10 protein-coding genes and 3 riboswitches are annotated in these 13,739 nt (G+C 44.7%); of the genes, 5 read left to right on the top strand and 5 right to left on the bottom strand.

The window, feature by feature from the left end:
- Positions 1-208 precede the first annotated feature (208 nt).
- The 3 genes from DWX33_RS08250 to accC are packed head-to-tail and all read right to left on the bottom strand — an operon-like array spanning position 209 to position 3,782.
- Positions 209-1,741, bottom strand: coding sequence for an acyl-CoA carboxylase subunit beta (locus DWX33_RS08250; protein WP_005859626.1), 1,533 nt, complete (start codon positions 1,739-1,741; stop codon positions 209-211).
- The gene (locus tag DWX33_RS08255; RefSeq protein WP_005859628.1) at positions 1,734-2,258 is read right to left on the bottom strand and encodes a biotin/lipoyl-containing protein; all 525 of its coding nucleotides are present in this window, start codon (positions 2,256-2,258) and stop codon (positions 1,734-1,736) included. The genes DWX33_RS08250 and DWX33_RS08255 overlap by 8 nt, the downstream gene beginning before the upstream one ends.
- 12 nt (positions 2,259-2,270) lie before the next feature.
- Positions 2,271-3,782, bottom strand: coding sequence for an acetyl-CoA carboxylase biotin carboxylase subunit (gene accC, locus DWX33_RS08260; protein WP_034526645.1), 1,512 nt, complete (start codon positions 3,780-3,782; stop codon positions 2,271-2,273).
- An 85-nt stretch (positions 3,783-3,867) separates the two neighbouring features.
- Positions 3,868-4,069, bottom strand: a riboswitch (cobalamin riboswitch).
- Positions 4,070-4,558: 489 nt separating this feature from the next.
- Here accC and DWX33_RS08265 point away from each other — a divergent pair.
- The 5 genes from DWX33_RS08265 to DWX33_RS08285 all read left to right on the top strand — a co-directional run bounded on the left by DWX33_RS08265 (position 4,559) and on the right by DWX33_RS08285 (position 10,197).
- Positions 4,559-5,152: a sugar O-acetyltransferase gene (locus tag DWX33_RS08265; RefSeq protein WP_122380185.1), complete on the top strand. Its 594-nt coding sequence runs from the start codon at positions 4,559-4,561 to the stop codon at positions 5,150-5,152.
- The gene (locus DWX33_RS08270) at positions 5,145-5,762 is read left to right on the top strand and encodes an HAD family phosphatase (RefSeq protein WP_008779151.1); all 618 of its coding nucleotides are present in this window, start codon (positions 5,145-5,147) and stop codon (positions 5,760-5,762) included. The genes DWX33_RS08265 and DWX33_RS08270 overlap by 8 nt, the downstream gene beginning before the upstream one ends.
- Positions 5,763-5,852: 90 nt before the next feature.
- Positions 5,853-6,650, top strand: coding sequence for a TerB family tellurite resistance protein (locus DWX33_RS08275; RefSeq protein WP_008779150.1), 798 nt, complete (start codon positions 5,853-5,855; stop codon positions 6,648-6,650).
- A gap of 54 nt (positions 6,651-6,704) precedes the next feature.
- Positions 6,705-6,902, top strand: a riboswitch (cobalamin riboswitch).
- 111 nt (positions 6,903-7,013) lie between these two features.
- Positions 7,014-9,077 (top strand): TonB-dependent siderophore receptor, encoded by a 2,064-nt coding sequence (locus DWX33_RS08280; protein WP_122380186.1) that lies wholly within the window; start codon positions 7,014-7,016, stop codon positions 9,075-9,077.
- Positions 9,078-9,099: 22 nt separating this feature from the next.
- Positions 9,100-10,197 (top strand): sirohydrochlorin cobaltochelatase, encoded by a 1,098-nt coding sequence (locus tag DWX33_RS08285; RefSeq protein WP_122380187.1) that lies wholly within the window; start codon positions 9,100-9,102, stop codon positions 10,195-10,197.
- A 73-nt stretch (positions 10,198-10,270) separates the two neighbouring features.
- Here DWX33_RS08285 and DWX33_RS08290 read toward each other — a convergent pair whose 3' ends face one another.
- Together DWX33_RS08290 and DWX33_RS08295 are read right to left on the bottom strand one after the other, a co-directional pair.
- Positions 10,271-11,200, bottom strand: coding sequence for a sirohydrochlorin cobaltochelatase (locus DWX33_RS08290; protein WP_039848534.1), 930 nt, complete (start codon positions 11,198-11,200; stop codon positions 10,271-10,273).
- A gap of 33 nt (positions 11,201-11,233) precedes the next feature.
- Entirely contained in the window at positions 11,234-13,417 is a 2,184-nt protein-coding gene (locus DWX33_RS08295) for a TonB-dependent receptor (RefSeq protein ID WP_005867430.1), read from the bottom strand.
- Positions 13,418-13,465: 48 nt separating this feature from the next.
- Positions 13,466-13,667, bottom strand: a riboswitch (cobalamin riboswitch).
- Between the last annotated feature and the right edge of the window lie 72 nt (positions 13,668-13,739).

The following is a 13,739-nucleotide window of genomic DNA, read 5'->3' on the forward strand; positions in this document are numbered from 1 at the left end:
TAATCCACATACCCGAATGGTATATGCGGAACCGATTCGGGAACAAAGATAGCATGTTTTCCGTATATATCATATCTTTTCGCTTTTTTGTTTACTTTTATTATCCAAATAAAAAAATCCCGGGACAAAACAATTGAACCGGGATCTTTTAACCTCTAAGCTATCCTCCCGACAGGAAGAGGCTTTGATTTTCCTTAAATAATAATTACTACAAGGGAATATTTCCATGTTTTTTAGGAGGATTACTCTGGCTCTTATTTTTCGCCATTTCCAACGCCTGAATCAATTTAAAACGTGTGTCTCTAGGTTGTATGACTTCATCTATAAATCCTTGCTCGGCTGCCCGGTAAGGATTTGAGAATTTCTCGGTGTATTCACGAATTGCTTGTTTCTTCTCCTCATCGTTGGCTTTCCGGTATAATATATTCACGGCACCTTCAGCCCCCATCACCGCAATCTCAGCCATCGGATATGCCAAGTTTATATCGGCACCGGTAGGCTTACTTGCCATTACGATATAGGCTCCCCCGTAAGCCTTCCGGGTAATCAACGTGATTTTGGGAACCGTGGCCTCCGCATAAGCGTAGACAATTTTTGCCCCGTGGCGTATAATTCCCGCATGTTCTTGCGTACAGCCCGGCAAGAAGCCCGGCACATCCTCGAACGTGATCAATGGAATATTGAAGCAATCGCAGAAGCGAATGAAACGTGCGGCCTTATCAGAAGCATCGATATCCAAGACTCCCGCTAAAAAGGCAGGTTGGTTCCCTACGATACCTATGGTACGGCCTCCCAAACGAGCGAATCCCACTACAATATTGCGAGCGAAATGAGGCATAACCTCGAAAAAGTAATGATTATCCACTATCGGCTCTATAATATCCTTGATGTCATAAGGGACATTAGGATCTTCCGGAATCACATGCTGCAACGACTCTTCTACCCGACGCACATCGTCAGCACAAGCTATAACTGGAGCGTCTTCCATATTATTAGAAGGCAGGAAACTCAGAAGTTCCCGGATACTCATCAAAGTCTCCTCTTCCGTATCACACACAAAATGTGCGACCCCGCTTTTTCCGCTATGTACCTGCGCCCCGCCCAGCTCTTCCTTATCGATCACCTCGTGAGTCACCGCCTTTACGACATCCGGCCCCGTGATAAACATATGACTTTGCTCTTTGACCATAAAAATAAAATCGGTCAAAGCCGGGGAATAACAAGCGCCCCCCGCACAAGGCCCCAAAATAGCCGATAATTGGGGAACGACTCCCGAGGCCATCGTATTTTGGTAAAAGATAGAAGCATAACCAGCCAAGCTATTCACCCCTTCTTGAATCCGGGCACCCCCCGAGTCATTCAAGGCGATGATCGGCGCTCCGTTCTTTAAGGCTAATTGTTGCACTTTCACGATCTTAGCGGCATTCGTGGCACTCAAGGTCCCACCGTATGCGGTAAAATCATAAGCGTAAACAAATACCAAACGACCATCGATCTTTCCATAACCACTTACCATTCCATCACCGGGAATCTTATTCTTATCCATCCCGAAGTTTGTACACCGATGCACCACGAATTTATCCAGCTCATTGAAAGTCCCTTTATCCAACAGCATCTCGATTCGTTCACGGGCGGTCATACGCCCGCAAGCATGTTGTTTCTCAATGCGATTCAATCCTCCTCCCAACGAGGCCTCTTTATTCAAAGCCTCAAAATCTTTATATAATTGCTCGTTATTCATATGAATCATCTTTTAATAGGTCTAAAGTCATAAGCACTTGATTGTTATCAACGGAATCTCCCTCGGATACCAATATATCTTTTACCACGCATGCTGAGCTTACCTTATAGTTACTCTGCATCTTCATCGCCTCAAGTACGACCACGGTATCCCCCGTTTCCAAGCGATCTCCTTTCCGCACAGGTATTTTCACGACTTTACCCGGCATCGGGGCGACAATCTTGTCATCTTGCTTCTCTTCCGCACTTTTACGCATACGCAAATATTTCTTTTGGGTATCTACGATATCCACATGATAGGAACGGTAGAACATATTCACGTCATAACTCCGATGATCTTCTCCGGAGATGATCTCCGCGTTAAATGAGTTCCCATCGTGCAAGACAGAACAACTGCCGTTCTCCGTCATCACGATATCCACATCATACGGCTTCCCGTCGATAGAAAGCCGGACTTTATTCCCTTCTTTACTGACCAATGTCACATCGGCCACACGATTTCCGATATGTATTTCCATAACCAATACCCGTTAAATCCGTAAGACACCTTTTTGTAAACCAAACTCCCGCCAACGGCTGATAGGACGTGTATCCACCAATTGGGTAGAAGTATTTTCCTCTAAATTCATCAAATAATCCATATAAGCGGCGATCATGGCGATATTCTCGATTTCCTCGTTATTACCGTTAGACCGTTGTAGCATCCGGGCATTCTTAGCGATAAATAATGTATTATATTCCCCTTTCACGAAATCAGGATTATGCATGATACGTTTCAAATAACTGAGGTTCGTCTTTAAGCCCGTGATTTTATATTCATATAGAACCCGGCGCATACGCTCGATCGCATACGCACGTGTCGTTGCCCATACGATTAATTTACCGATCATAGGGTCATAATAGACCGGAATCTCATACCCTTCATATACATAGCTATCGATACGTACCCCGATACCATTCGGTTCCGTTAATTGCCGGATAATACCCGGGGAAGGCATGAAATTATTTTCCGTATCCTCCGCACAGATCCGGCACTCGATGGCATGTCCTCGTTGGAAAAGATCTTCTTGACGAAGATGCAAAACCTCATTATTGGCGATACGGATTTGTTCCTTTACCAAATCCACCCCTACCACTTCTTCCGTGATAGGATGCTCTACTTGTAGCCGGGTATTCATTTCCAAAAAATAAAAATGGCGGTCCTTATCTACAAGGAACTCTATCGTTCCCGCTCCGGAATAATGAACCGCTTTAGCCGCAGCCACAGCCTTTTCCCCCATTTCTTTACGTAAGTCCGCTGTTAGGAATGGAGACGGGCTTTCCTCTACTATTTTCTGGTTACGACGTTGAACCGAACATTCCCGGTCAAATAGATGAATGACATTACCATGGTTATCTCCCAATATCTGGAATTCTATATGATGCGGCTCCTCTACGAATTTCTCTATATATACCGTATCATCACCAAATGAGGACAACGATTCTGAACGAGCCGTATGATAAGCCTCGACAACCTCGCCCTTCTCATGTATCAGGCGCATCCCTTTTCCTCCACCTCCCATAGAAGCTTTCAGCATAACAGGGAAACCAATTTCTTCGCAAACCCGAAGCGCTTCTTCCGCACTTTGCAACGGTTGCTCCGTACCGGGAACCACAGGAACCTCTGCGGCGATCATGCGTTTGCGTGCGGCGATCTTATCTCCCATCGCTTCCATCGTCTCCGCTGACGGGCCGATAAATATCAATCCTTCTTGCTTACAACAGCGTGCGAAGTCCGCGTTCTCCGACAAGAAACCATAACCGGGATGTATCGCATCGGCATGGTGCCGTTTCGCCGCAGCGATCAGATTGTCTATATTCAAATAACTTTCCTTGGAAGCCGCCGGGCCTATCAAGGCTGCCTCATCCGCATACATTACATGCCGAGCGGTACGATCGGTCTCCGAATATACGGCAACAGTGCGAATCCCCATCTCCTTACATGAGCGCATCACACGGATAGCGATCTCACCTCGATTCGCAACAAGCACTTTACGGATCATGTCGCCACGAGGACATAAATTCTCCATAAATCATTAACTATTGATTCTTATTCTTTTCGTACTGCTTTCCTAATCCCTCGAGCAAAAACAGCCTTTAATGAATGGCAGGTCTTCTGACTGACTCCCATCTTGAGGCCTTCCCGGTCGCTAGAACCAGTGGCGATAGTGTTGTTTCAAGATGTTCTTCGGAGCTTCACAGCAGCGGGACTGTCCGGGATTCACACCCGATTCCCTTTTAATCCACATACCCGAATGGTATATGCGGAACCGATTCGGGGGCAAAGATAGTATTTTTTATTTAACTATCCACTTCAGCCAGGCCGGAATATACGGAATACACGGATCCCAAGTAAAATTCCGTACAATAAGCTCACAAGAGAAGCTTATGCATAAAGCATTAAAAATCAAAATTAAAAAAACAGGATAATCTTTCTGCGAAAACACATACATGTTTTTGAAAAAAGTCGTACGTGTTTTCTGGAAAGGTCGTACGTGTTTTCCTGAATCCTTCCACCGAAAACAATAGCGCATGCTAAAATTTACAAGAAGCTCCACTTAAATGAGATGTTAAATGAAAAAGCCTTACTTTTTGTAGAGTCAACAGGCAAGTACAGTTTTTATACATTTCGTTTGTTCGTGTTCTCAGCTATTTTGTGTAACTTTGCGTATGCTTGAAGGCATATCAATTTGAAGCTGCCTATTCTTGCTTGCGTTACCTTGTCGTAATAATTGGCTCAAATAAAGAATAAGACTCTACAATGAGATGAATTGAACACATGAAAACTGAATATCAAAAATGTATGGATGAGGAGCCTTTCGACGGCTCATCGCCCGAAATAACGGAAATGACTGTCCGTAACAAAAGGCTACTACACCAACTCAGAGAAACGGATTATGCCGACAATGAGGCAAAGCAGCGCATCTATCGGCAGATGTTCGGAAGTATCGGCAAGGATGTTTACATCGACATAGACTTCCGATGCGAGTATGGGAAAAACATCTATTTCGGGAACAAGGTGATCGTGAACATGAACTGTACGTTCCTCGATAATAACAATATCATTATCGGTAACAACGTGATGATAGCCCCCGATGTGAAAATATATACCGCAACTCATTCCGTTCACCTTGCGGAAAGGATGCCGGAAAGGACACATCCCGGAGCGTCCATCTGCGACACAATTGCCCGACCTGTCCTTATAGAAGATGGTGTATGGATAGGAGGCGGCTCTACAATCCTTCCGGGTGTGACTGTCGGCCAAAACTCTGTCATCGGAGCAGGCAGTGTTGTCGTGAAAGATATTCCTGCCAATTCCATAGCTGTCGGCAATCCTTGCCGTGTAATTAAAAATATCGAAGATAATGATTAAAAACCTCATTTTTGATTTTGGCAAGGTCCTCGTAAATCACGATTTGCAACCCTTGCTTGAACGACATTTCGGGGATGATGAAGTGTCACTAATCGGTTTTCACAAAATTCTATCAGATCCGAAATTTATAAACATGTGCGACCGTGGAATAATCCCGTTTGATAAAATGATTGACGGAGCGATAAAAAGGTATCCTGAATATAGTGATGCCTTCACGTTTTTCAAAGATAATTATCTAGAAGAGATAACAGGAGAGATTGAAGGTATGCGTGTACTTCTAAAAAAGTTAAAGCAATCTGGATTCAAACTATATGGGTTGACGAACTGGAGCGACACAATCTACCGGGTCATGGAGAAATTCGACATATTCCGGTTACTTGACGGTATGGTAATATCATGTGAGGAACACTTCATCAAGCCAGAAAAGGAAATTTATCTTCGCCTTCGTGACAAATATGGCCTTAAACCGTCGGAATGTTTGTTTACGGATGACAGAATGGTGAATGTGTTGGGTGCAAAGGCGATTGGAATGGAAGCTGTATTGTTCACAACACCCAAAGAATATATTTTTGAAATAGAGCGAATTTGCGGTATCAAAATTGAACAATGATGAATACCAGAAATTGCAACAGCCGGAGATGCGTTTAGAGAATAGCGAATATCGCACCATTGATTAACGACAAATAAAACAAAGAAGAATATGGGTATCGGAAAATGGATAGGCGGTGTCTTGGGGTTTATGGCATTCGGACCACTGGGCGCTTTAGCCGGTATTATATTAGGCTCTTTCTTTGAGGAAGAGGCAAACATGACGGGACAGCCCTTCGGTGGCAGAACCAATTACGATGATCAATATACACGAAGAGACCCATACGCCGGGGAGCGTAACAGTTTCCTTTTCTCCATGTTGGTAATGGCCTCCTATATCATCCGTGCCGATGGGAAAATCATGCACAGCGAGATGGAATATGTCCGTCAATTCCTCCGAAGGAACTTCGGCGAGATCGCCGTAGGCCAAGGTGAAGAGATATTGCTAAAGCTTTTCGACCAAGCCAAACGCATGGAGCAAGAGAATAGCATAGGATTCAAGAATACCATCCGGGAATGCGGAACCCAGATCGCATACAACCTAAGTTATGAGGAGCGGCTGCAACTGCTGGCGTTCCTCGCCGAGATCGCTAAGAGCGACGGTAATGTTTGCGCCACCGAGATCAACGCTTTAAAAGAGGTAGCCATAGCGATGGGAATGTCTGAAAAGGAAGTTGAATCCATGTTAAATCTTCAGGAAAACTCCCTAGATAACGCCTATAAAGTATTAGAGATAGAACCCACGGCTACGGACGATGAGGTGCGTGCCGCTTACCGCCGCATGGCTATCAAACATCATCCGGACAAAGTAGCCAACCTTGGTGAAGATATCCGCAAGGCCGCCAATGAGAAACTCCAAAAGATCAATGAGGCTAAGGAGCGTATCTATAAAGCGAGAGGCATGAAGTAAATAAGAAAATGGAAATATTTTCTCAATGTCTGTATTATTTAATTAAAAAGACCTACCTTTGCCCACGATTTTAGTAATCAAGCTATCACATAGTTTGGTGAGAGGGAATCCGGTGTGAATCCGGAGCTGTTCCTGCAGCTGTAATCCTCATTAAGTTGGTTAGAAGTTCAAAAGCCACTGTTCCAGAATTGGAATGGGAAGGTTTCTAACCAGAGGAGAGCCAGAATACCTGCTAAAGTCTTACAATAACATCAAGCTTCCAGGATAGAAGTATGTGTCATACAAAAAACGATTCAATTTATTTTTTGAGACATAACCAGATAGAGGCTTGTTGTTTTATTTCGTGTATAAATAAAACACTATATGAGGCTTTTAGCATTCGCTATTCTGGTGGCATGCGTACAATCCGTATGCGCCCAAAGCATATTGAAAGATCCGAAGGAACTTTCCGTGCTATTGAACGAGGTCGTGGTCACCGGTACGGGTACCGAACACTATCTGAAAGACGCCCCTGTGCAAACAGAGGTAATCACTGGCAAAGCCCTTGACAGTTACCAAGGACGCAGTATGCAAGATATTCTGGAAGGGCTGAACGCTTCCATCACCTTTAATCCGAGCGACATGGGTAGTGGCATCCAGATGAACGGATTAGGCAACGATTACATCTTGATCCTTATCAATGGCAAACGGATCAACGGAGATACCGGCGGACAAAACGACTTGAGTATTATCAACCCCGCCAATATCAAGCGTATCGAGATCGTAAAAGGTGCCGCCTCTTCCCTGTATGGTTCGGACGCTATCGCCGGTGTTATCAATATTATCACGAAAAAGAACCGGGATAAAGTGAGCCTATCGAATACGACTCGTGTCGGATCGTATGGAGATATATTGGAAAGCGTACAAATCGGCTTTGGGCATAAGAGAGTGAATTCCACCACCTCACTTAGTACGACCCATACGGACGGCTGGCGAAATACGACCCAAGAATGGGACCATCACGAGGTAATGAATGGAACCGTGACACGAACCGTAAACCGATCCACGAACTTTACGTTAAGGGAGAACTTAACCTACAAAGTGAACGACCGGCTGAGCCTTTCGGCCGATGGCTCTTTTTACCAGAAATGGAATTATCGTCCGCACGGCGCATTCAAGTATTATACCTATGATCAATTCTACCGGAACTTCGATGTGGCCGGAGGAGCTAAATACGCATTGGGAGGACTGAATTTTCTTTCGGTAGACCTAACTTATGGTAACTATAGCTATTTCTATAATTACCATCATAAAGATGTCACGAACTTCTTCGATCCGGAGACGGGTTTACGTATTACTCGTTATCCGGGGGAACATATTCTGGAAACCTCTCAACAACGTTTCCTAGGACAAGCCAAAAGCGTATTCCACCTCGGGGAAAACAATATCCTAAGCGCCGGACTCGAATATCAATACGATCATTTGAAATCTCCCCGGCGTATCGAGAACGGGAAAGCCTCCGTATTTACGGCTTCCGCTTATGTACAAGACGAATGGAACCCGACGGATCGGTTGAATGTGACGGTAGGTGGGCGCTTCGTCGTGCACCAAGAGTTCGGGGCTACGTTTACCCCTAAAGTCTCCGCCCTGTACAAACTAGGCGACTTCAATATCCGAGCCACATACTCAAATGGATTTAAGGCTCCTACCTTAAAGGAGTTGCACGATGATTATATCACGCAGATCGGCGGCGGCCCGTGGAAACATTATTATGGTAATAAGGATTTAAAACCGCAAAAGTCCAATTATTATTCGGCGAGCGTAGAATATCATGCGTCGAACCTGCAGATCACGGTAACAGGATTCTACAACCGTATCAAGAACATGATCGCCCTGACCGAGGTCCCGACAAGCGCCGAAGACCGATTGGATGAGATCGAGGCCAGCATGCAACACAAGAACTTATCCAAAGCCCGCTCTTTCGGAGGAGATATATCGCTCACCTATCAAATCCTATCTTCCTTGGCTATTGGTGGAGGCTATAGCTATACGGATGCCAAAGCGCAATATACGGATGATCCGACCGACCCGAATTATATGCTCTACACCCCGATCAACGGAACCTCATTCCATAATGCCAATTGGAAACTAGCATGGAACCATGCGTGGAAAAAGTATAAATTGGATGTCACCTTGTTCGGCCGGTACCAATCCACCCGCTTTTATATCACGGACGGTGATGGAAAAAGTTATCAGCTATGGCGATTGAATACCCGTCATAACGTATTGAAAAAGAAAAAATGGAACCTAGATATCAATGTCGGTATCGATAATATCTTCGATTATGTGGATCGTACCCCGTTCGGACGCCATCGTGGAACTACGTCTCCCGGACGGACTTGGTACGCCTCCTTTATCGTGAAATTTCAGAATAAACATAAACTATAAACAATCTTAAAAGTTAAATGCGATGAACAAATTTAAGTACCTTTTGCTTGCGGCGAGTCTATTTGCCTCAAGCGCAGTTTTTACCTCCTGTGATGATGGAGACGACGACAATACCGCAAACCCGGCGGAAGAAGTCGTAAAGGCAAGTAAGAAACATGACACGGCGATCTTGTTGTGTACATTCGGTAGCACATTCAAAGAGTCTATCAAGACTTACGACGCAACATTGGCCGATTTCCAGAACGCATTTCCCGACGCGGACATCTATTTGTCATTTACCTCCCGTACTTGCGTGAATCGTGTAGAGGCAGAGACCGGTATCGCACGTTATCAACCGGATCTTTGGTTACAAGCTCTAGGAAATGCCGGTTACAAGAAGGTAGCGGTACAGTCCTTACACATCATCCCGGGTGAGGAATACCTAAGCTTGATGAATACGGACGTGAAGAAGAAATTCATGATCGAGTCTTTCCCGAGTGTTCAAGTCGTAAAAAGCCCTTGTTTGGTGTACGACAAAGAGGATGTGGAAGCCGTAGCGAAAGTCCTATACAGCCACTACAGTGATAAATTGGCTGATAACAAGAACATCCTTTTATTAATGGGACATGGTAACCCGGATAAAAACTATAACGCAAATACGAAATACACGGAAACAGAAGAGGCTATGCAAGCCTTGGCCGCTAACAAAAATGTATTCGTAGGTACCGTTGATTACGGAGATATGTTGTTCTGGCCGGAAGAAGGCGAACCTAATGAGGAATGTGTCTATTCCAAACTTACCAAATACTGCGAGGATCATAACTTAAAACCGGAAGAGATCACGATCTCCTTAGCTCCGTTCATGTCTATTGCCGGAGACCATGCGCATAATGACCTTTGGGGTATCGAGGAGGGTGATGATTTCAGCGCTGCCGCTCCTAACGCCGACGCTTGCTGGAGACTAAAACTTTTGAAGATGGGCTTCAAGATTGACACGAAAGAAAGCCATAACGGAAGTTTAGAGAACTGTAAGATCATAGGCTTAGGCGATTACGACGCTGTTCGTCAGATCTGGGTGAACCATCTAAAAGCATTATATAATGATGCGGAGGCTTGGGAAACCGGAGAAGACTACCAGTAAATAATTGAGAATTGAGAATTGAAAATTGGTTCAGTAAGTACTCACTAATTTTCAATTCTCAATTTTCAATTGTTCAGTGTGTATATAATTTCTTTCGATCAAAAATCGTCGCCCGTTTATATTTCATGGCGAAACGGATGTGATCGATAAATAAAGACCGGATCGCCGGATTCTCACCTAGAGGCTTTAAATAAATATCCACATCGAAACCCTGTTGACGTAGCCCTTTCTGCCAGAAATCCGTAACCGTATTTTCCGTACCTCGAATCAGTACGAACATAAAAGGAATCAACTGCACACGCTTATGACCGGCTTGGCGCATTTGCTCACCTACATCCTCGATCGTAGGGAAACCCTCACGGGTTCCGGTATAATAATCTTTCATTCCTTTGGTCTGGAACATATACCCCAATTTCGCGTAAGCCGAGTTACTGGCATGATAAGTTCCGTGCGCCACCAATAACTTAGCCCCATTTTTAGTCACTCCAGAAGGTGAGGAAACCGCTTTCATCACCGCCTCATAATCGGTATCATCATATAACAAGGGATTACCTACACGCAAATCCTTAAACAAACCTTTTCGCTGTTCCGCCTCTTTGCGGATCGCTTCCATCTCCACACCCTCTATAATGATAGTCGGTTGGATAATTACATGGGTAAACCCTTGATCACGCAACTCCACCAAGGCGTCCGCCGGCAACTGAACCCAAACACCTTGCGCCCTCAACCGACTCACTACGCTACGGGCGCTATAAGCCTGCCGGACTTCCACGTCTGGGAAAGCCTCCTTGACACGCTTGTTCATCACATCGAGTACTTGGGTACGAGCTTCCGGGTAAGCACTCCCGAAATGTACCATCAAGATCGCTAACTTATCTCCCTTTTCCATGCTCTCCCGGATATCGGAAGCGTAAAACTCCCGCCCGGGTTTCGCCCATAATGAACAGGCGAGCCCAAGCAGGAGTGAACAAACAAACATGGATCGTAAAAATCCCCTATACATTATTATATTAGTTAATAGTTGACATGTGACAGTTTACTGCTTGAAACGGACCAGAAGGCTGACGTAATAGGTACGGCCCGGGGTCAATGTAGCGTAATTGTAATTAAAGGGACGATCATCTACATAATCAAAAAGGTTCTCGATACCTACTCCCGGTTCCAACAAGAAATCGCCGGCTCTAAACGTATGGCTCGTATTGAGATTCCACAAGGAATATTTCGGTGCGTATCCATAAGAAGTAGAATAACGTTCCCCTTGGATACGTCCGTTAAAATTCACGTTCAGCTTATACTTATTCCAAGTATGAGACCACATAGCCGCTACCGTACCACTATGCTTAACGGTCTTATCCAAAGGTTCATCCTCGTATACGTTCTTTCCATCCATGAAACTATAGCCACCATTCAAGGTAAAGCCCGCTCCCAGATAACTATTGAAGGTTACGTTAATACCTTTGATCTTCGCTTTATCGATATTCGCACGCATCTGTATCTCATCATAGTCCGTACCATGGGCGGTGTTATAAGCATCCCGTTCCGCCGTATCCAACATCTTATAGTTAATCATGCTACGCACGTTATTCATAAAAGCGGATACGGACAAAGAGAAATACCGCATCGTATATTCAGCGCTCAACGTAAAGTTGTCGCTCTTCTCCGGGTCCAGATCCGGATTACCGATCGTAAGGCGAGTCGCTCCGGACGCTTTCTTCTCCGATTCCGTATACAGCTCTTTCAATTCAGGTGTACGGAAACCAGCCGCATACGATCCGCGGAAATTAAAACCGCCTACCTTATACAGCAAAGCCACGTTAGGAGTCGCATAACTCTTAAAATTCTCATGGTAAATATAGCGCAAACCCGCGTACGCTTGGAAATGCTCATTGATATTGATCTCGTCTTGAGCATAAAGCGCAGTCGTGTACATACTTTTACCCGTTATGTTATCCGTCTCACTGCTCAGTAACTCTTTAATGAACTCCGCACCAGCCGAAAGCTTATTATATTTGCCCAAACGAAAGATTCCCTTGACATTCAAGTTATGGTAATGAATCCGTTTCGTCATATCACTCTCTCCGCTTTTCTTTCCATCAAAGAAATCCTTATACGTACTATGATTGTCCGACAGATAATCAGCGTTCAAATAAGAGTTCTTATTAATCATGTACTGAGCGCCCGCCCCATAAGTGAACGTCTCTTTTCTCATATCATAGTTGGTCGTATTCACTTTATCCATCGGCATCGGACGATCGCTGGAACGTCCGAAGAAAGTGCCACGCACATAAAAAGACAAACGATCCGTAGCGTCGTATGTGAAACGTTGGTTGATCACGTTCCGGTGAAATCCCTCGGAAGCTTGCTTATTGGTAGGAACCAACTCGCCTTTACTCTCCGTATAGGGATTTAATTGCCAACCATCGGCCCGTTGATATTGATAAGAAGTATATGAACCGAACTTCCCTACATTCACGTCCGCGTTGACCGACTGCAAGAATTGGTTCTTGCTACCATAACGGCTATTGCTCGTCACGTTCACCTTATTGCGGGAATCATCCGTGATGATATTGATAACGCCGGCGATCGCGTCGCTACCATACAAAGCGGAAGCGGCCCCGTTCAAGATCTCTACCCGCTTTACGTTAGACATATCGATACGGGAATAGGTATCATCGCCGGCCAAACGCTTACCGTTTTCCAAGATAACCACGTATTTCTCTGTCAATCCGTTCATATTCATCGTAGCCCCCTGTCCGTTTTCCATAAATACGATACTCGGATTCAGCTTGGTCATCGCATCTTGGAAATTGGTTACGCTCGCCTCTTTCAAGTCTTTTCCCGTAAGCACTTTCACGGGAATAGGGGAATTACTCATGCGGCGATGCGAACCGGTACCGGTTACCACCACTTGATCGATATTCACATACTTTTCTTTCAGCTTAATAACGACATCTTTTTCCGAGTGATCCGTTTGATACACGCCTTGCTCATAGCCAAGGTAAGTCACACGAATACGATGTCTACCATCGGGAAGGTTCAGCTCAAATTTTCCGCTGGCATCCGTGGTTGTACCATTCAAGGATTCCGACACGCGGATATTCGCACCCGGAATTGGTTCATTACTTTCATCCACGACCTTACCCTGTAAACGTACCTGCGCAAATGATACGTTTATCGCACAACTTACAGCTAAAGCCGCGCACAAACACTTTCTTTTCATAAACGATTTGTTATTATGTATATTTCCGCTTTCCTGACCCCGAGAAAAACAGCAATAAAAACGCTTGGCAGGTTTCCTGACTTACCTCGTAGAAAACGACCTTCCCGTCTTTTACAGACAGTGGTATGAGAAATGTTTTCTACTTTACAAAAGCTTACAGTAGCGGGCACTGCTCCGGATTCACACCGGATTCCCTCTTTATGACGAAACCGGATGGTTTTACGTCATCACCAAAACGGGGGCAAAAGTATGAATTATTTTATATAAACAAAAATATATCCCGGCTTATGTTCTTTAAAAGCTTTACAAAGAGAAGCTTATA

The sequence above is a fragment of the Parabacteroides sp. AF19-14 genome (assembly GCF_003635485.1).
Taxonomy (GTDB): domain Bacteria; phylum Bacteroidota; class Bacteroidia; order Bacteroidales; family Tannerellaceae; genus Parabacteroides; species Parabacteroides distasonis.

Coding starts and splice junctions, on each gene's coding strand:
- DWX33_RS08265 (WP_122380185.1), top strand. CDS start 4,559: ATGAAAACTGAATATCAAAAATGTATGGATGAGGAGCCTTTCGACGGC.
- DWX33_RS08290 (WP_039848534.1), bottom strand. CDS start 11,200: ATGTATAGGGGATTTTTACGATCCATGTTTGTTTGTTCACTCCTGCTT.
- DWX33_RS08270 (WP_008779151.1), top strand. CDS start 5,145: ATGATTAAAAACCTCATTTTTGATTTTGGCAAGGTCCTCGTAAATCAC.
- DWX33_RS08255 (WP_005859628.1), bottom strand. CDS start 2,258: ATGGAAATACATATCGGAAATCGTGTGGCCGATGTGACATTGGTCAGT.
- DWX33_RS08250 (WP_005859626.1), bottom strand. CDS start 1,741: ATGAATAACGAGCAATTATATAAAGATTTTGAGGCTTTGAATAAAGAG.
- DWX33_RS08280 (WP_122380186.1), top strand. CDS start 7,014: ATGAGGCTTTTAGCATTCGCTATTCTGGTGGCATGCGTACAATCCGTA.
- DWX33_RS08295 (WP_005867430.1), bottom strand. CDS start 13,417: ATGAAAAGAAAGTGTTTGTGCGCGGCTTTAGCTGTAAGTTGTGCGATA.
- DWX33_RS08275 (WP_008779150.1), top strand. CDS start 5,853: ATGGGTATCGGAAAATGGATAGGCGGTGTCTTGGGGTTTATGGCATTC.
- accC (WP_034526645.1), bottom strand. CDS start 3,782: ATGATCCGTAAAGTGCTTGTTGCGAATCGAGGTGAGATCGCTATCCGT.
- DWX33_RS08285 (WP_122380187.1), top strand. CDS start 9,100: ATGAACAAATTTAAGTACCTTTTGCTTGCGGCGAGTCTATTTGCCTCA.